The sequence below is a fragment of the Citrobacter sp. MGH105 genome (assembly GCF_001037485.2).
GTDB classification, from domain to species: domain Bacteria; phylum Pseudomonadota; class Gammaproteobacteria; order Enterobacterales; family Enterobacteriaceae; genus Citrobacter; species Citrobacter portucalensis.
In genome coordinates this window covers 334,463-352,964 of the sequence record NZ_CP073048.1, presented here as the reverse complement: position 1 = coordinate 352,964, position 18,502 = coordinate 334,463, and the positions used below count along the sequence as shown (strand labels likewise).

Genomic DNA, 18,502 nt, shown 5'->3' with positions numbered 1-18,502 from the left:
CGGCATCGTGTGTTACAACCGCACCGAATCGATATGCCAGATGTTTTCGGCGTACTCTTTGATCGTCCTGTCCGACGAGAAGTATCCCATGTTGGCGATATTAATCATCGACTTGGTGGTCCACTCTTCCGGGTGACGATACAGTTCATCAACCTTATCCTGGCAATCAACGTAGCTGCGATAATCCGCCAGAACCTGATAGTGGTCGCCAAAGTTAATCAGCGAATCCACCAGGTCGCGATAGCGTCCCGGCTCCTCAGGGCTGAATACGCCACTGCCGATCTGTGTCAGCACCTGGTGCAGCTCTTCGTCTTTCTCGTAATACTCACGCGGCTTGTAGCCCTGGCTGCGTAAAGCCTCGACCTCCTCCGCCGTATTACCAAAGATAAAGATATTTTCTGCGCCCACATGCTCCAGCATCTCAACGTTGGCGCCGTCCAGCGTACCGATGGTCAGCGCGCCGTTAAGAGCAAATTTCATATTACTGGTACCGGAGGCTTCGGTCCCGGCCAGAGAAATCTGTTCAGAAAGGTCGGCAGCAGGAATAATCACCTGCGCCAGGCTGACGCTGTAGTTGGGGATAAACACCACTTTCAGCTTGTCGCCAATTTGCGGATCGTTGTTGATCACTTTCGCGACGTCGTTGATCAGGTGAATGATGTGTTTCGCCATGTAATAAGCAGAAGCCGCTTTACCGGCGAAGATATTCACACGCGGCACCCACTCAGCGTCAGGATCGGCCTTAATGCGGTTGTAGCGGGTGATCACATGCAGCACGTTCATCAACTGGCGTTTGTATTCGTGAATACGCTTGATCTGCACATCAAACAGCGATTTCGGGTTCACCACCACGTTCAGTTGCTGGGCGATGAGCGTGGCCAGACGCTTTTTATTCTCCAGCTTCGCGCGGCGCACAGCCTGATTTACCAGTGGGTAATCGCAGTGCTGCTCAAGCTCGCTGAGCTGGCTGAGATCGGTTCGCCAGGTGCGACCAATGTTCTCATCCAGCACTTCAGAGAGCGACGGGTTAGCCAGCGCCAGCCAGCGGCGCGGCGTCACGCCGTTGGTGACGTTGCAAAAACGAGTCGGGAAAATCTTCGCAAAATCAGCAAACAGCGACTGCACCATCAGGTTGGAGTGCAGCTCGGAAACGCCGTTAACCTTGTGGCTCACTACCACCGCCAGCCATGCCATACGCACACGACGGCCGTTTGATTCATCGATAATCGACGTCCGCCCCAGCAGAGCAGTATCGTTTGGATACTGTTCCTGCAACGTCTTCAGGAAGTAGTCGTTGATTTCAAAGATGATTTGCAGATGGCGCGGCAAAATTTTGCCCAGCATATCGACGGGCCAGGTCTCCAGCGCTTCGCTCATCAAGGTGTGGTTGGTATACGAGAAGACCTGGCAGCAGACCTCAAACGCATCGTCCCAACTGAACTTATGTTCATCGATCAGTAAGCGCATCAGCTCAGGGATCGACAGCACCGGATGGGTATCGTTGAGGTGAATGGCGATTTTATCCGCCAGATTGTCGTAGGTTTTGTGCAGCTGATAATGACGGTTCAGGATGTCCTGCACCGTAGAGGAGACCAGGAAATACTCCTGGCGCAACCGCAGCTCGCGTCCTGAATAGGTGGAGTCGTCCGGGTACAGTACGCGGGAGACGTTCTCGGAGTGGTTTTTATCTTCCACAGCCGCAAAGTAGTCGCCCTGGTTAAATTTACCGAGGTTGATCTCGCTACTGGCCTGGGCATTCCACAGGCGCAGCGTGTTGGTGGCGTCGGTGTCGTAGCCGGGGATAATCTGGTCGTAGGCGACCGCGAGGATCTCTTCGGTTTCTATCCAGCGCGTTTTCTTACCTTCCTGCTGAATACGCCCGCCAAAACGCACTTTGTAGCGCGTGTTGTGGCGTTTGAATTCCCACGGGTTACCGTATTCCAGCCAGTAGTCCGGCGACTCTTTCTGGCGGCCATCAACAATGTTCTGCTTGAACATACCGTAGTCATAACGAATACCGTAACCGCGTCCCGGCAATCCCAGCGTTGCCAGAGAGTCCAGGAAGCAGGCCGCCAGGCGCCCGAGACCGCCATTGCCAAGACCCGGGTCGTTTTCTTCGTCGATCAGATCTTCAAGATCCAACCCCATACCTTCCAGCGCATTTTTGACATCGTCATAAATGCCCAGCGATAACAGTGCATTGGAAAGCGTGCGGCCAATCAGAAACTCCATAGACAAGTAATAGACCTGACGAGTTTCCTGAGATAATTGCGCACGGTTAGAACGCAGCCAGCGCTCCACGAGACGGTCGCGCACCGCGAACAACGTGGCGTTCAGCCACTCATGTTTATTGGCAATGACCGGGTCCTTACCAATCGTGAACATCAGCTTATAGGCAATAGAATGCTTAAGTGCCTCTACGCTGAGTGTGGGCGATGCATAAGTAAATGGAGCATTCATATAGGTGATTCCTGGATATCTATTTCAAGCGATAGTAAAGCTCACGGTATGACTTCGCCGCGACTTGCCAGCTAAAATCCATGGTCATGGCCTGACGTTGTACAAACCGCCAAAGCGAAGGCCGGGACCACAATACGAAAGCACGCCGGATCGCGCGTAACAGCGACCAGGCATTACTATCTTCAAATACAAACCCACTGGCGATACCGTCCGCCAGGTTTTCCAGCGAACTGTCAGAGACTGTATCAGCCAGCCCACCGGTGCGCCGCACCAGCGGCAGCGTGCCGTACTTCAGTCCATACAACTGCGTTAAGCCACACGGCTCAAAACGGCTGGGGACCAATATCACATCGGCCCCACCCATGATGCGGTGCGAGAAGGCTTCGTGATAGCCGATCTGCACCCCCACCTGTCCTGGATGTTCCGCCGCTGCGGCGAGGAATCCTTCCTGTAATACCGGATCGCCCGCGCCTAGCAATGCCAGCTGTCCACCCTGCTCTAACAACCCCGGCAGCGCTTCCAGCACCAGATCCAGCCCTTTTTGACTGGTCAGACGGCTCACCACGGCAAACAGCGGTACTTTATCGTTGACCTTAAGTCCCATCGCTATCTGAAGCTGACGTTTGTTTTCTGCCTTCTCCTCCAGTGTGTCGCGCGTATATCGCGATGCCAGCAGGAGATCGGTTTCCGGGCTCCAGATTTTTTCATCAACGCCGTTCAGCACGCCGGAAAGACGCCCTTCGCGATGACGCTGCTGCAACAGACCTTCCATGCCGTAGGCAAACTGCGGCTCGGTAATTTCCCGCGCGTAGGTCGGACTGACCGCCGTAATGTGGTCGGCGTAGTACAATCCTGCCTTCAAAAACGAAATCTGCCCGTTAAACTCCAGTCCGTGCACATTAAAGAACGACCATGGCAATTGGATGTCATCCATATGCTTTGCATAAAACATGCCTTGATACGCCAGGTTGTGGACGGTGAACACCGATTTCGCCGGATGGCCGCGCGCCGCCAGATACGCCGGAGCCAGACCCGCATGCCAGTCGTGCGCATGCACCACATCCGGGCGCCAGAATGGGTCAAGGCCACAGGCCATTTCACAGCCAACCCAGCCCAGCAATGCAAAACGCTGCACGTTATCGGTATACGCAAACAGGTTAGTGTCGTGATACGGGCTACCGGGGCGGTCATAGAGATGCGGCGCATCAATCAGGTAAATACCCACGCCGTTGAAATGCCCGAACAGCAGCGTGATACGTCCGGCGAAGGTATCCCGACGCGTTACAACCTGAGCATCGGGAATGCCGCGACGGATATCAGGAAACGCCGGGAGCAGCACGCGGGCATCCACGCCGTCCGCTATTTGCGCTGCGGGTAACGCCCCAATAACATCCGCCAGTCCCCCGGTTTTTAACAGGGGGAACATCTCTGAACAAACGTGTAAAACCTGCATTATCGCTCCTGTTTGATCTGCAGTTTGCGTAGCATTTCACGCGTGACCAGCACAATACCTTCCTCTGAACGGTAGAAACGACGCGCATCTTCTTCCGCGTTTTCACCAATCACCATGCCTTCGGGAATAACGCAGGCGCGGTCGATAATGCAACGACGTAAGCGGCACGAACGTCCCACCCACACTTCAGGTAACAACACTGCCGAATCAATGTTACAGAATGAATTCACCCGCACTCGCGGGAACAGAACGGACTGCACCACCACCGAACCTGAAATTATGCATCCGCCAGAAACCAGCGAGTTCAGCGTCATTCCGTGGCTGCCGGAACGGTCCTGAACAAATTTCGCCGGTGGCAGCGATTCCATGTGCGTACGGATTGGCCAGTCCTGGTCGTACATGTCCAGTTCAGGCGTCACCGAAGCCAGATCGAGGTTCGCCTTCCAGTAGGCTTCCAGCGTACCCACGTCACGCCAGTACGGCTCGGATTCCGGGTCAGACTGCACGCAGGACAACGGGAATGGATGTGCATACGCCATGCCAGCTTCGGTGATTTTCGGGATAATGTCTTTACCGAAATCGTGACTGGAGTTTTCATCGAGGTCATCTTCCGCCAGCAATTCATACAGATAATCGGCGTTGAAAACGTAGATCCCCATACTGGCAAGAGATTTGGTCGGGTCGCCTGGCATGGCTGGCGGGTTAGCGGGTTTTTCAACAAACTCGATAATTTTGTCGCTGTCGTCCACGTCCATTACGCCAAACGCGCTGGCCTCTTCAATAGGCACTGGCATACAGGCCACGGTGCAACGCGCGCCTTTCTCGACGTGGTCGATAAGCATGCGTGAGTAGTCCTGCTTGTAGATATGATCGCCCGCGAGGATCACCACATATTCCGCTTTATAGCGTCGAATGATGTCCAGGTTTTGGGTCACCGCATCCGCCGTACCGCGATACCAGTTTTCACCCTGCATTCTCTGCTGGGCAGGCAGCAGATCGACAAACTCGTTCATCTCTTCGCTAAAGAACGACCAGCCGCGCTGAATATGCTGCACCAGCGTGTGGGACTGGTACTGGGTGATCACGCCAATACGGCGGATCCCGGAGTTAATACAGTTGGATAAGGCAAAATCGATAATGCGGAACTTACCGCCAAAGTGCACAGCAGGTTTGGCACGTTTGTTGGTTAAATCTTTTAAGCGGGTACCGCGGCCACCGGCCAGGATCAGGGCAACAGATTTTAATGGCAGCTGGCGCGCCAACATTACACGATCGTTCTTCTCTAAACTCACCATGACTAACTCCTTTTTTATCTTCTCTGGAACACACACAGTCCGTGCGCAGGTCCCTGCCAGACAGCCGTAAGCACCGGATTATCCTCTCCGGCAAATGGGGGAACGGCGCACCATTCCCCTTCAGGTAAAACGATATCTGTCACCTCAAGCGTGGCATTTATTGCAATCAGAAAACGGTCTGATAGCAGGATTTGCATCTGCCTCGGGCCGTTTTGCCACTCATCCGCACTTAAGGGTTGTGCGTACTTATTCAGCCAACGAACATTGCCATCGCCCTCTTCCCACCAGCGATCGTCCGTTAATGCAGGAATTTGCTGACGAAGATGGATCAGGGCAGCGGTAAATGTGGTTAGCCCGCTGTTTGCCTGCTGCCAGTCCAGCCAGGTTAGAGCGTTATCCTGGCAGTAAGCGTTATTGTTGCCGTGCTGGCTATGACCATGCTCATCGCCCGCCAGCAACATCGGCGTCCCCTGGGAGAGCAACAGCGTGGATAACAGCGCATGAATGCTGTCGCGCCGCCGCTCAATCAGGTCCAGTGTGCCGCCTAATCCTTCTTTACCATGATTGTCGCTGTAGTTATTGCTAGTGCCGTCGCGATTTTCCTCACCATTCGCTTCATTGTGCTTATTTGTGAAGCACACACAGTCGCGTAGCGTAAAACCGTCGTGCGCAGTCACCAGATTGACCGTCGCGCTGGGTTTGCGACCATCGCGTTTAAACACGTCGCTGGATGCGGCAAAACGCCCGGCAAACTCACCCAACGAGAGATTACGCTGGAGCCAGAAGCGTCGGGTCGCATCGCGGAAATGGTCATTCCACTCGGCAAACGGCGGGGGAAAATTCCCCACCTGATACCCGCCTTCACCAATATCCCACGGTTCCGCAATCAGCTTAACGCGTGAGAGCAGCGGACAGTTTTGGATCGCGGTAAACAGTGGCGCATCCTGACGAAACGCAGGTGTACGCCCCATGACGGAAGCCAAATCAAAACGAAAACCATCCACATGGCAGGTTTCAACCCAGTACCGCAGGCATTCACATGCGTATTCCACAACGCCTGGATGGCTCAGATTGAGGGTGTTCCCACAACCGGTCCAGTTGTAGTAATCACCATCGTCCCTGATCCAATAATAGCTACGGTTATCAATTCCGCGCAGCGAGAAGACGGGGCCTTCGAGATCCAGCTCAGCGCTGTGGTTCAAAACGATATCGAGAATGACCTCAATCCCCGCTTTGTGCAGCGCTTTTACCGCGTCGCGAAACTCATCAAGCGCACTCTCCGGCGAACAGGCATAGGCCGGATGCAGCGCAAACATCGCTACCGGGTTGTAGCCCCAATAGTTCGACAGCCCCAGCCGCTGAAGCCGTGGTTCGCTGGCAAAATGCGCCACCGGCAGCAGCTCCAGCGCGGTAATGCCGAGGCGCTTGAAGTAATCGATCATCACTGGATGGCCCAGCGCTTTGTAGGTTCCGCGAATCTCTTCCGGCAGGTCTGGATGCAAATACGTCAACCCTTTGACATGCGCTTCGTAAATCACGGTATTGCCCCACGGCGTGCGCGGCGGGGTATCATCCTCCCAGTCATAATGATCGGACACCACCACGCCCTTCAGCGCGATGGTGGCATTATCATGATGATCCGGTTCATTTAGCCCACCGTGCAGCAGCGGGTTATCTTTTAACTCGCCATCCACCCGACGGGCGCAAGGGTCAAGCAGCAGCTTGGCCGGATTAAACCGGTGGCCCTGCTGCGGTTGCCATGGGCCATGAACACGATAGCCATAGCGCAGACCGGGCCGGGCGTTGGCCAGATAGCCGTGCCAGACATCACCGCTACGCCCCGGCAGGTCATAGCGAAGTTCGCACCCTTGCTCATCGAATACGCATAATTCAACGCGTTCAGCGTGGGCCGAGAAGAGTGTGAAATTGACACCATGGCCGTCATACGTTGCACCATGGGGGGTGGCGTTGCCGGTTGCCAGTTGCGTCATTACCCCTCCCTGACCAGCCAGATCGTTGCCAACGGCGGTAACGTGAGGCTCAGTGAGTGCTGACGACCATGGCTGGCGATTTCATCGCTGTGCACCGCACCGCCGTTGCCGGTATTGCTACCGTGGTAATGCATCGAGTCGGTATTGAGGATCTCACGCCATTTACCTGGCTGATTGATACCGAAGCGATAGCCGTGGCGGGGCACAGGCGTAAAGTTACTGACCACGATGATTTCATTGCCGACCTTGTCACGACGCACGAAAGCCAGCACCGAACGTTCGTTGTCATCCACCACCAGCCATTCAAAACCATAGGCGTCAAAGTCGAGCTCGTGCAGCGCTTTGTGATGACGGTAGGTGTGGTTCAGATCGCGCACCAGACGCTGTACGCCGTGGTGCCAGTTATCGCCACCTTCCAGCAGGTGCCAGTCGAGGCTGGCGTCATGGTTCCATTCACGTCCCTGCGCAAACTCGTTGCCCATAAACAGCAGTTTTTTGCCCGGGAAGGCCCACATCCAGCCGTAGTAGGCGCGCAGGTTGGCAAACTTCTGCCATGCGTCTCCCGGCATGCGATCGAGAATGGATTTTTTACCGTGTACCACTTCATCATGCGACAGCGGCAGGACAAAGTTTTCGGTGTAGTTGTACAGCATGCCGAAGGTCAGCTTGTCGTGATGGTACTGACGATGAATCGGATCCAGCTTCATGTAGTCCAGCGTGTCGTGCATCCAGCCGAGGTTCCACTTATACCAAAACCCTAAACCGCCCATATCCTGTGGTCTTGAAACGCCGGCAAAGTCGGTCGACTCTTCCGCCATGCTCACCGCACCAGGCACCTGCTCGCCAAGAATGCGGTTGGTATTGCGCAAAAATTCAATGGCTTCGAGGTTTTCACGACCACCAAATTCGTTTGGGATCCATTCCCCTTCTTTGCGGCTGTAGTCGCGATAAATCATCGACGCCACGGCATCCACGCGCAGCGCGTCAATACCAAAGCGTTCAATCCAGTACAGGGCGTTGCCCACCAGGTAGTTGCTGACTTCACGGCGACCATAGTTGTAGATCAGCGTGTTCCAGTCCTGGTGATATCCTTCGCGCGGGTCGCTGTGTTCATACAGGTTGGTGCCATCAAACTCAGCCAAACCAAAGTCGTCCGACGGGAAATGACCCGGCACCCAGTCGAGAATGACGTTCAGCCCCGCCTGATGCGCAGCATTCACGAAATAGCGGAAATCATCGCGCGTCCCGAAGCGACGGGTCGGCGCATACATGCCGGTAGGCTGGTAGCCCCAGCTACCGTCGAACGGATGCTCGTTAATCGGCAACAGTTCGAGGTGGGTAAAGCCCATCCATTTGGCGTACGGCACCAACTGATCCGCCAGCTCGCGGTAGCTCAGCCAGAAGTTGTTATCGGTATGACGACGCCATGACCCCAGGTGAACTTCATAGATAGAGATCGGTGCATCAAACTGGTTGGCTTTTTTGCGCGCCTCGCTTTGCACTACTTTTTCCGGCAGACCACAGATAAGTGACGCGGTTTCCGGACGCATTTGCGCTTCGAAGGCGTAAGGGTCCGCTTTGATTCGCAGCTTACCGTTGGCATCGATCATCTCGTATTTATACAGTTGACCATGCTGCGCACCGGGGATAAACAGCTCCCAAATACCGCTTTCTTTACGCAGGCGCATCGGGTGGCGACGACCATCCCAGTAGTTGAACTGCCCAACCACTGACACGCGTTGAGCGTTAGGTGCCCAGACTGAGAAGCGCGTACCGGTTACGCCATCCATGGTATCCGCATGCGCACCCAGCGTTTCGTAAGGTCGCAGGTGCGTACCTTCAGATAACAGCCAGGCATCCATATCCTGGATCAGCGGGCCAAAACGATAAGGGTCATCAATCAGATTCTGTTGTCCATGCCAGACAACGGCCAACTGGTAGCGAAAGAAATTTTTACGGCGGGGAAGTACAGCACAGAAAAAACCGCGAGAGTCGAGGCAATCCAGCTTGCCGACTTTGCGTCCGGTTTTGGGTTCGATCACCCACACTTCGGTGGCGTCAGGTAATAGGGCGCGGACTTCAAGTCCAGCATCAGTTTGGTGCATACCGAGTACGGAAAAAGGATCCGCAAAATGGCCTGCAATTAGCGCATTAATCACGTCTCTATCGATACGAACGGACATGGTTGTCATCCTGTTTTATGGCGTCACCCCTTCCAACTGATTTTCGACATCAGGTAGTGACACTTTTTTTGACCTGAACGGCGCAGCACAATTGTGCATCCTCTCTGCGTCGTCCCACCTTCAGGCAACAACTTAATACCTCCGGTACTAAGTCACCCTTAAAGAATAGCCAATGCTTTATCTTACTCCTGGTAAAAAATGAAACATCTGCGCTTACTCCTGTATTACGCAAAAAAAGGGGTGATTCCTCACCCCTTGATCGTTAACAAACTATTACGCCAATTGGCGCAGCATACGGCGCAATGGCTCCGCAGCACCCCACAGCAACTGGTCGCCCACGGTAAAGGCTGACAGGAACTCCGGTCCCATGTTCAGCTTACGCAGACGGCCTACTGGCGTGGTCAGCGTGCCGGTAACGGCCGCCGGGGTTAACTCACGCATGGTGATATCCCGATCGTTTGGTACAACTTTGGCCCACGGATTGTGCGCCGCCAGCAGTTCTTCCACGGTCGGAATAGACACATCTTTTTTCAGTTTAATGGTGAACGCCTGGCTGTGGCAGCGCAGTGCACCGACGCGCACGCACAGGCCATCAACCGGGATCACGGAAGACGTGTTGAGAATTTTGTTGGTTTCCGCCTGTCCCTTCCACTCTTCACGGCTCTGACCGTTATCGAGCTGTTTGTCGATCCACGGAATCAGGCTACCGGCCAGCGGTACGCCAAAGTTATCAACCGGCAGTTCGCCGCTGCGGGACAGGGTCGTCACTTTACGTTCGATGTCGAGAATAGCAGAGGAAGGGGTCGCCAGTTCCTCGGCCACATGACCATACAGATGACCCATCTGAGACAGCAGTTCACGCATATGGCGCGCGCCGCCGCCGGAAGCCGCCTGATAGGTCGCCACGGAAACCCAGTCAACCAGGTCATTGGCAAACAGGCCACCGAGGGACATCAGCATCAGGCTAACGGTACAGTTGCCGCCGACAAAGGTCTTAATGCCTTTGTTCAGGCCGTCGGTGATGACATTCTGGTTAACCGGGTCGAGAATAATGATGGCATCGTCTTTCATACGCAGCGAAGAGGCTGCGTCAATCCAGTAACCCTGCCAACCGCTTTCACGAAGCTTTGGATAGATTTCGTTGGTATAATCGCCGCCCTGACAGGTCACGATGATATCGAGCGCCTTCAGCGCATCCAGATCAAAAGCGTCCTGAAGTGTGCCGGTCGCGGTGCCACCGAACGTCGGTGCCGCCTGCCCGAGCTGGGAAGTAGAAAAGAAAACAGGGCGAATGGCGTCGAAGTCACGCTCCTCAACCATGCGTTGCATGAGAACAGAGCCGACCATACCGCGCCAGCCGATAAAACCAACATTTTTCATAGCGTTTTTTCCTGCAGAGATGTGTGCTGTGTATGCTAACCAGTATCCTACTGGCCTATCCTTCACCATACAAAAAGCAGCCAAAGTCGCAAGTGAAATTAATCAATGATAGCGAAGCCATCAGTAATGCGACTTATCCCGCTGCGCAAGCAAGCAGAAAGTCCGCGGTAATTATCAGGGAATTTGAGTTATGAATGAAATCATTTCAGCGGCAGTTTTATTGATCCTGATTATGGATCCGCTCGGAAATCTGCCCATTTTCATGTCCGTATTGAAACATACCGAACCAAAACGTCGCCGCGCGATTATGATTCGCGAGCTGTTTATTGCGCTGTTGGTGATGCTGATATTCCTGTTTGCGGGCGAGAAAATTCTGGCATTTCTTAACCTGCGTGCAGAAACCGTATCGATCTCCGGGGGCATCATTTTGTTCCTGATCGCCATTAAGATGATTTTCCCCAGCGCCACCGGGAATAGCACCGGGCTTCCGGCTGGTGAAGAGCCATTTATCGTACCGCTGGCGATTCCGCTGGTAGCCGGGCCGACAATCCTGGCCTCATTAATGCTGTTGTCGCATCAGTATCCAAACCAGATGGGGCATCTGGTGATTGCGCTGCTGATCGCCTGGGGCGGTACATTCGTTATTTTGCTGCAGTCTTCGCTGTTTTTACGTCTGCTGGGAGAGAAAGGGGTTAACGCGCTGGAGCGCCTGATGGGGCTGATTCTGGTGATGATGGCAACCCAGATGTTCCTCGACGGCGTGCGGATGTGGATGAAGGGGTAACGCACTCACTTTACGCCGGGTGTCGGCTTCGCCTTACCCGGCCTACGGTGTTGATATGTGCTCGTTTGTAGGCCCGGTAAGCGCTAGCGCCACCGGGCAATCAGCGCCGTGAATGTGTTTGTAAGAAACACCTCAATCATTTAAGTCTCTGAAAAAGCGTATTTTCATTTCTGCGAAGCGCCTTCCGGAATGCCCTCTTGTCAGCATCACGGATAAGCATTATCTTCTCGCTGCACCTGCAAAATCAGGTGCCAGAATTAGCCTTCTGAACTCCTTCATCGGTGACGCAAGTATTTTTGTGTCGCACGCTTAGGTACACTCCAATGGTGGACCGGGCGGGGGCGTCGCAAGACGCGCCGGTATCCGATGAGGCCGGTAAGGCTAACCCTGTTCGGTTCCACCACCAGTGAGATTAGCCTCTCCAGTGGTGGATGAAATCACTCATTGGAGGCTGCCCTATGGCTACTACCCCTCTCTTTTCACACTCTTTATTTACCCTTCCCTTTAGCCATGCCACGGACTTCACCGAACTGGCGGATAACTGTGAGCGTTTTGTCGAAGGGCTTGTTGAATGTCATGACCCTGTTGAAAAACTGGCGATTTGTGCGCGCCTGTCGGCCTGTCTGGCACTACTGCAACCAACCTTAACGGAACCTGTACCGCAGCATCTGCAGGCCAGCCTGACGGTAGAAACCTTACCAACCCGCTCTCCCCTCTTTGAACCCGAACCAGATCAGATGGGGCGTTACTGCCAGCTTTTGACGCATTTACTGATGAGTAAAACGCTGTCTGACGAGATGGAACGCGTGGCGGGTGATTTACTGCAGGATTTAGTGGGCTATTTCGCCGATACGCTAAAAGCGCCGCGTTGGTTGAAAACCGAGGATGGGGTGATGGTGCTGTAAAAAAGCCGGGTGGCGGCTTCGCCTTACCCGGCCTACGGTGTCGATATGTGCTCGTTTCCAGGCCCGGTAAGCGCTAGCGCCACCGGGCAATGCCATCAGCTCAACAGCTGAAAAGCAATCATACCGACAATCGCGCCGACCGTACCGAGGATGGTTTCCATCATCGTCCAGGTCTTCAGCGTTTGCGCTTCGGTCGCGCCGGTAAATTTACCGAACAACCAAAAACCAGCGTCGTTAACGTGGCTGACCACGATAGAGCCGCCCGCGATACAGATAGACAGCGCCGCCATCTGGGCACCGGAGTAGTTCAGTTGCTCAATCACTGGCATCACCAGACCGACCGCCGTTAAGCAGGCCACTGTCGCGGACCCCTGAATGATACGCACCGCCGCCGCCAGCACGAAGCAGGTGATAGCGATCGGCAAGCCCATACCGGTTAACGCTTCGCCCAGTGCAGGACCAACGCCGGAATCTACCAGTACCTGTTTGAACACGCCGCCAGCACCAATCACCAGCAGAATAATCCCCGCTGGCTGCAGTGCATGGCCGCAGATTTCCATCACGCGGTCTTTTGGCATGCCCTGGCGTACCGCCAGACCGTAAATCGCCACCAGACAGGCAACCAGAATCGCGGTAAACGGATGACCGATAAACTCGAACCATTCGTAGGTTGAAGAACCGACCGGAACAAAGCGTGCGGCGATGGTTTTCAGACCAACCAGCACCAGCGGCAGCAGGATCAGCGATAAGCTGAAGCCAAAGGAGGGCATTTTTCCTTCGCCCAGATGCGGCTCGGTAATGTCTTCCGGTACGTGCAGCTCAACGTAACGGCTGATGAAATTACCCCACAGCGGCCCGGCGATAATCATGCCCGGGATCGCGGCGCACAGGCCAATCAGGATCATCCAGCCAAAGTCGGCGTGCATCTGAGAGGCCAGCAGCATCGGCGCAGGCCCCGGCAGCAGGAACGCTGCGGCAGCCGCCACGCCCGCAAACAGCGGAATGACCAATTTAACCAGGTTAGTACCGGTATGGCGCGCCATTGAGAACGCTACGCTAATCAGCAGCACAATCGCCACCTCAAAGAACAGCGGCAGCGCGCAAATCAGACCTGCCAGGCCAATCGCGTAATGTGCGCGGCTATGACCGAAGGATTTCAGCATTTTGACGGCAATCTGATCGACCGCGCCGGTCTCATGCAAAATCTTGCCGAACATCGCCCCCAGCGCCACCACAATCGCCAGGAAACCGAGCGTGCCTCCCATCCCTTTTTCCATGGTCGCCGCGATTTTATCGAGCGGCATACCGGAAAAGAGACCTGCACCAATGGATACCACCATCAAAGCAACGAAGGCGTGCATACGCGCCTTCATCACTAAAAACAGCAGTAATAAAACGGACCCTACTGCTGTTAAAACAAGCGTTAATGTGCTCACTACTTACTGCCTTGGTTAATAACCTCAATGGTGCTGGCGACCACACCGTCCAGTGGTTGATCGATATCGACTACCAGTACATCGTTTTCATTCGCACCCGGTTCTTCCAGCGCTTCAAACTGGGTAACCAGCATCTGCGTTTTGAAGAAGTGGCCTTTACGCGCCTTCAGACGGCTTTCAATAACGTCAAAATCCCCTTTCAGATAAATGAAAGAGAGGTTCGGGTTACCGTCGCGCAACTGGTCGCGGTAGACTTTTTTCAAGGCAGAACAGACGATCAGCGAAACCTTGTTGGTACGCTGCATCGCAAAGGCGGCATCATTCAGCGCCTGTAGCCACGGTTTACGGTCGTCATCGTTGAGTGGCTCACCGGAAGCCATTTTCATGATGTTGCTGCGCGGATGGAGAAAATCGCCATCAAGAAACGCGGCCTGCAGTTGATGCGCCACTTCGCTGGCGACAGCAGATTTACCGCTGCCCGATACGCCCATCAGAACGTAAACGTGGTGATCATGATTAGTCGTGCTCAAAGCGTTGCCCCCACTGGTACAAGAATCAGGAAATTGTTACGGGTAACTGTTATCGGTAACATTGTCCAGCCGGATAAATAGAGAAGCAATATCCATTCGTGCTCGAAGTGTATAAGTGTGAGCTACTTCAAACTTGTTGGCTTAAATAGATCCGCCCGGTGACAAGGTGAAACCTAAATCTAACATTTTAGGCGTGACTGCTTCACCACGAATGCGCGCCAGCAGGCGTTCTGCGCCAATGCTGCCCATCCGTTCACGCGGCGTGAGTACACTCGCCAGACGCGGCTCCATCACCTGCCCGATGTCGTGACCATGGAATCCGGCAATCGCCATGTCATCCGGGATTTTCAGCCCTAAACGCTGGCATTCGAAGGCCGCCCCTACCGCCAGGTCATCGTTGGTACAGAAAACGCCGTCGAGCTGCGGGTATTCACGCCGCGCCTGACGGATGAGTTCAATACCGGAGGAGTAGGAAGAAGACTGTTCCACCATCACGCTGTACGGCACCAGGTTGGCATCGCGCATTGCCTGCTCGTAGCCTCTCTGTTTGATGATAGTACGTTCATCAAGACGAGCGCCAAGATAGGCTACATGACGGTGCCCGCGGGCGATAATAGCGGCAGTCATCTGACGCGCGGCTTCGAAGTTGTCGAAACCGACGGCGATATCCAGACACGGAGACTGGCTGTCCATCAGCTCAACCACCGGGATACCGGCAACTTCAATCATTTTCAGCGTACGGGGTGTATGGCTACGTTCGGTGAGGATCAGGCCATCAATATTCCACGACAGCATCGATTCCAGGCGCTCTTGTTCCATCTCAGGCTTATAGCCGTAGTGCGCGAGCATAGTTTGATAACCATGGGCGTCGGTGACGGCCTCAATGCCGCGTAGCACTTCAGCAAAAACCTGGTTAGTGAGAGACGGTAACAGCACGCCGATAGCGCGGCTGGTGGCGTTAGAAAGGATATCAGGAGCGCGATTGGGGATATAACCCAGCTCATCAAGTGCAGCGGCAATTTTGCCCCGCAGCGCCACGGAGACCTGCTCCGGGTTACGCAAAAAGCGACTGACCGTCATTTTGGTCACGCCCACGCGGTCGGCTACATCCTGAAGTACGGGTCTTTTCTTTTTCATCGTCCTGAAGCGTTAAAAAGGGATAGATTTTCCCAGTTTACCACGGACGCATGGAATTAATGACAAACGATGAAAAGCCGGATGGCGACGCTTTCGCGTCTTATCCGGCCTACAATGGGTTACAGCACGTTAGACTGGCGGCAGGTCAAACAGTAACACTTCACTGTCGCTGTCGGCATGAATAGAAATTGCCTGTTCATCCCAGATTGCCAGACCGTCGCTGGTGGTCGCTTTAGTGCCGTTAATAGTGACATTGCCTTTTACCACCTGGATCCAAACGCGGCGTTCAGCGGCAATCTGATGCACCGACTGCTCATCTTTGACCAGCGCCCAACGGTACAGCTCCATATCCTGGTACACTTTCAGTGAACCATCACGGGCATCCGGCGACAGCACCAGTTGTTTACCCTGAGCGGCATCGAAACGACGCTGTTCATAGCGCGGTGTAATACCGTTCTCCTGCGGCATGATCCAGATCTGATACAGATGCAGCTTCTCAGTATTGCTCGGGTTGTACTCCGAGTGACGGATCCCCGTCCCGGCGCTCATAATCTGAAACTCACCGGCCGGAACCTGCTCTTTGTTGCCCATGCTGTCCTGATGCTCTACCGCGCCTTCCAGCACGTAGGTCAGGATTTCCATGTCTTTATGGGGGTGAGTACCAAATCCCTGACCTGCGTCGATCACGTCATCGTTAATCACGCGCAGTGCTGAGAACCCCATAAAGTTCGGGTCATAGTAGTTGGCAAAAGAGAAGGTATGCCAGGAATCAAGCCAGCCATGATTAGCGTGGCCACGGTCGTTAGCTTTGCGTAAGTAGATCATTGTGTTCACCCCCAGATGTTTTCGATGGAGTAAGTGTGGACTCAATCCGCCTGGGATCATAGAGGGTGAAAATTGACTCCTCTGTTCAAAAAATATGAACAAGCCCAGAGGAGTCTGTGCAGGCTATTTGGCGAGGGTTATCGTGGCAGGCGTTGCCTGTTCAAAGGCGCGTTCGAGGATCTCCAGGTTGGTAAGAACTTCAGATTCCTTGACGTAATTAGGCGTACCGGCCGTCAACGTCTGGTACACCGCGTCATAGACACGACCGTAATCCCCCACTTCCGGCTTTACCTCTTCTTTTACCGTGATGCCGTCATCGTTGACGTACTCCAGCACCCCAACAGAATCGTCAGCGGCGAAACCTGGTTCACCGGGCATGATATTGGCCTTCAGGCTGGTTTCCTGCTGGTCGATGCCGTACTTCACAAACGAGCCTTTGGTGCCATGGACAATAAACTTCGGATAGTCGATTTTCACCAGATGACTGGTTTTAACAATGGCTTTCAGGTCGCCGTAAAACAATTGCGCTTCAAAGGTATCGTCCGAGTTCGCTTTGTTGCGCAGACTGCGAATGTCATAGGCTACATGGTCAGGACGCCCGAAAAGGGAAATAATCTGATCCATGGTGTGTACGCCCAGACCATAAAACGCGCCGTCCTGCGGCAGTCCCGGCTTGGTTTCTGCTTCAGGACGGTAGTAATCGAAATGGCTTTCAACCTCAACAATCTTGCCGAGCTTGCCGCTCTCAATGGCTTTTTTCGCGGTGAGGAAGCAGGAGTCAAAACGGCGATTCTGATACGGCGTAACGGTCAGTCCTTTGCTTCGCGCCAGTTCGAACAGCTCTTTTGCTTGCGCAAGCGTCGGCGTAAAGGGTTTCTCAACCAGCACATTTTTACCCGCTTCCAGCGCGCGTTTAGCGTATTCAAAATGGCTGTCAGCATGAGTACAGACGATCACCAGTTTCACCTGCGGATCGCTTAAGGTTTCATCGAGGTCGCTGGTGAAGTGAATATGTGAATACTGCGGCGCCTGCTCTTCCGGCCTGGCGTTGCGGCGGAAAATGTGCGCGACGTGCCAGCTATTTTTGCGGTTGAGGACGTACGGCAAATGGTAGCGGGTGGTGCTTTTACCAAAACCAATAAATGCGCAGTGTAAGGTCATGAGACGATCCTTTTGAAGGTGATTGTCTACACCATAGCGCAAAGCGGCTGGAGACTGAATCCATCCTGTCATCGTGCCGGATGCGGCGTTACCTTATCCGGCCTACCGCATTATACAGCCAAAAGATCGGGCGTAAGTGGCGTAGGCAGATTATTCACGGCCTGCGCGCAGCAACCGGAGCGTACACTGAGTACGTGAGGATTGCGAGCACAGCCCGGGATTAAGCTGGCAAGCAAACTAGCCCGAAACCCAGCCAAAAAAAAAGCCAGCAAAAGCTGGCTAAAGTAATACTGGAAGCAATGTGAGCAATGTCGTGCTTTCAGGTTCTCCGTAGGGGTTCCCCTGAACGCAGAGCAATAATAATCATTCTCATTCGCACTTGTCTACTTCTTTTTGCAGAAAAATGCAGTTGACGGATTTTTCTTTCTCAGCGAGTGTAAATGCACAATTAACCCTGCAGGAGATAAGGAATGAGTGAGATAGTGATACGCCACGCTGAACCGAAAGATTACGACGCAATTCGTCAGATCCACGCCCAGCCGGAGGTGTACCACAACACGCTACAGGTTCCTCATCCTTCCCTCGAAATGTGGCAAGCGCGGCTAACCGAGCAAGCCGGTGTCAAACAGCTGGTTGCCTGCATTGACGATATCGTCGTGGGGCATCTCTGTATTGAGGTCGCGCAGCGCCCGCGCCGCAGCCACGTGGCCGATTTTGGTATCTGCGTGGATGCCAGGTGGCACAATCGTGGCGTTGCCAGTGCGCTGATTCGTACGATGATCGACATGTGCGACAACTGGCTGCGCGTCGAGCGCATTGAGCTGACGGTATTTGTTGATAATGAGCCTGCGGTAGCAGTCTATAAGAAGTACGGCTTTGAAATCGAAGGCACCGGTAAGAAATACGGCCTGCGCAACGGTGAGTACGTTGATGCCTACTTTATGGCGCGCGTGAAATAAATT

General features: G+C 54.1%; 14 protein-coding genes and 1 pseudogene. 4 read left to right on the top strand and 11 right to left on the bottom strand.

All coding sequences use genetic code 11. The features are described 5' to 3' along the window. Positions 1–12: 12 nt before the first annotated feature. The 6 genes from glgP to asd all read right to left on the bottom strand — a co-directional run bounded on the left by glgP (position 13) and on the right by asd (position 10,762). On the bottom strand, positions 13–2,460 hold the full coding sequence (gene glgP, locus SK35_RS01640) for a glycogen phosphorylase (RefSeq protein WP_048215392.1): 2,448 nt from the start codon (positions 2,458–2,460) through the stop codon (positions 13–15). 19 nt (positions 2,461–2,479) lie between these two features. After that, complete coding sequence (gene glgA / locus SK35_RS01635; protein WP_003827622.1) at positions 2,480–3,913, bottom strand: glycogen synthase GlgA; 1,434 nt, start codon at positions 3,911–3,913, stop codon at positions 2,480–2,482. Continuing rightward, positions 3,913–5,208 (bottom strand): glucose-1-phosphate adenylyltransferase, encoded by a 1,296-nt coding sequence (gene glgC, locus SK35_RS01630; protein WP_006687433.1) that lies wholly within the window; start codon positions 5,206–5,208, stop codon positions 3,913–3,915. Before glgC ends, glgA begins: the two co-directional genes overlap by 1 nt. Before the next feature lie 14 nt (positions 5,209–5,222). Further along, complete coding sequence (gene glgX, locus SK35_RS01625) at positions 5,223–7,199, bottom strand: glycogen debranching protein GlgX (RefSeq protein ID WP_048215391.1); 1,977 nt, start codon at positions 7,197–7,199, stop codon at positions 5,223–5,225. Beyond that, complete coding sequence (gene glgB / locus SK35_RS01620) at positions 7,199–9,382, bottom strand: 1,4-alpha-glucan branching enzyme (protein ID WP_032945237.1); 2,184 nt, start codon at positions 9,380–9,382, stop codon at positions 7,199–7,201. Before glgB ends, glgX begins: the two co-directional genes overlap by 1 nt. Before the next feature lie 273 nt (positions 9,383–9,655). Beyond that, positions 9,656–10,762, bottom strand: a complete 1,107-nt coding sequence (asd, locus tag SK35_RS01615) for an aspartate-semialdehyde dehydrogenase (protein WP_048215390.1) — start codon at positions 10,760–10,762, stop codon at positions 9,656–9,658. 190 nt (positions 10,763–10,952) lie between these two features. On the opposite strand from asd, the gene yhgN reads away from it, so the two are divergent. The 3 genes and pseudogenes from yhgN to SK35_RS01595 all read left to right on the top strand — a co-directional run. Further along, positions 10,953–11,546, top strand: a complete 594-nt coding sequence (yhgN, locus tag SK35_RS01610) for an NAAT family transporter YhgN (protein ID WP_003023480.1) — start codon at positions 10,953–10,955, stop codon at positions 11,544–11,546. A gap of 458 nt (positions 11,547–12,004) precedes the next feature. Then, positions 12,005–12,451 carry a hypothetical protein gene (locus tag SK35_RS01600; RefSeq protein WP_047408133.1) on the top strand — a complete coding sequence of 149 codons (447 nt, stop codon included), beginning with the start codon at positions 12,005–12,007 and terminating at the stop codon, positions 12,449–12,451. Beyond that, a pseudogene (locus SK35_RS01595) lies at positions 12,445–12,624 on the top strand (MarC family protein); the annotation flags it as partial. The gene SK35_RS01600 and the pseudogene SK35_RS01595, both read left to right, overlap by 7 nt. Here SK35_RS01595 and gntU read toward each other — a convergent pair. The 5 genes from gntU to SK35_RS01570 all read right to left on the bottom strand — a co-directional run bounded on the left by gntU (position 12,547) and on the right by SK35_RS01570 (position 17,540). Beyond that, positions 12,547–13,887 (bottom strand): gluconate transporter, encoded by a 1,341-nt coding sequence (gntU, locus tag SK35_RS01590; RefSeq protein WP_003827609.1) that lies wholly within the window; start codon positions 13,885–13,887, stop codon positions 12,547–12,549. The pseudogene SK35_RS01595 and the gene gntU sit on opposite strands and share 78 nt — an antisense overlap. Then, complete coding sequence (gntK, locus tag SK35_RS01585; protein WP_003023475.1) at positions 13,887–14,417, bottom strand: gluconokinase; 531 nt, start codon at positions 14,415–14,417, stop codon at positions 13,887–13,889. The genes gntU and gntK overlap by 1 nt, the downstream gene beginning before the upstream one ends. Before the next feature lie 141 nt (positions 14,418–14,558). Beyond that, on the bottom strand, positions 14,559–15,554 hold the full coding sequence (gene gntR, locus SK35_RS01580) for a gluconate operon transcriptional repressor GntR (RefSeq protein WP_008786351.1): 996 nt from the start codon (positions 15,552–15,554) through the stop codon (positions 14,559–14,561). A gap of 129 nt (positions 15,555–15,683) precedes the next feature. Continuing rightward, on the bottom strand, positions 15,684–16,379 hold the full coding sequence (gene yhhW / locus SK35_RS01575) for a quercetin 2,3-dioxygenase (protein ID WP_003023472.1): 696 nt from the start codon (positions 16,377–16,379) through the stop codon (positions 15,684–15,686). A 123-nt stretch (positions 16,380–16,502) separates the two neighbouring features. Further along, positions 16,503–17,540 (bottom strand): oxidoreductase, encoded by a 1,038-nt coding sequence (locus SK35_RS01570; RefSeq protein ID WP_048215389.1) that lies wholly within the window; start codon positions 17,538–17,540, stop codon positions 16,503–16,505. A 470-nt stretch (positions 17,541–18,010) separates the two neighbouring features. Here SK35_RS01570 and yhhY point away from each other — a divergent pair, with 470 nt between their 5' ends. Further along, entirely contained in the window at positions 18,011–18,499 is a 489-nt protein-coding gene (gene yhhY, locus SK35_RS01565) for an N-acetyltransferase (protein ID WP_019078130.1), read from the top strand. Positions 18,500–18,502 lie beyond the last annotated feature (3 nt).

Coding starts and splice junctions, on each gene's coding strand:
- glgP (WP_048215392.1), bottom strand. CDS start 2,460: ATGAATGCTCCATTTACTTATGCATCGCCCACACTCAGCGTAGAGGCA.
- glgA (WP_003827622.1), bottom strand. CDS start 3,913: ATGCAGGTTTTACACGTTTGTTCAGAGATGTTCCCCCTGTTAAAAACC.
- glgC (WP_006687433.1), bottom strand. CDS start 5,208: ATGGTGAGTTTAGAGAAGAACGATCGTGTAATGTTGGCGCGCCAGCTG.
- glgX (WP_048215391.1), bottom strand. CDS start 7,199: ATGACGCAACTGGCAACCGGCAACGCCACCCCCCATGGTGCAACGTAT.
- glgB (WP_032945237.1), bottom strand. CDS start 9,382: ATGTCCGTTCGTATCGATAGAGACGTGATTAATGCGCTAATTGCAGGC.
- asd (WP_048215390.1), bottom strand. CDS start 10,762: ATGAAAAATGTTGGTTTTATCGGCTGGCGCGGTATGGTCGGCTCTGTT.
- yhgN (WP_003023480.1), top strand. CDS start 10,953: ATGAATGAAATCATTTCAGCGGCAGTTTTATTGATCCTGATTATGGAT.
- SK35_RS01600 (WP_047408133.1), top strand. CDS start 12,005: ATGGCTACTACCCCTCTCTTTTCACACTCTTTATTTACCCTTCCCTTT.
- gntR (WP_008786351.1), bottom strand. CDS start 15,554: ATGAAAAAGAAAAGACCCGTACTTCAGGATGTAGCCGACCGCGTGGGC.
- yhhW (WP_003023472.1), bottom strand. CDS start 16,379: ATGATCTACTTACGCAAAGCTAACGACCGTGGCCACGCTAATCATGGC.
- SK35_RS01570 (WP_048215389.1), bottom strand. CDS start 17,540: ATGACCTTACACTGCGCATTTATTGGTTTTGGTAAAAGCACCACCCGC.
- yhhY (WP_019078130.1), top strand. CDS start 18,011: ATGAGTGAGATAGTGATACGCCACGCTGAACCGAAAGATTACGACGCA.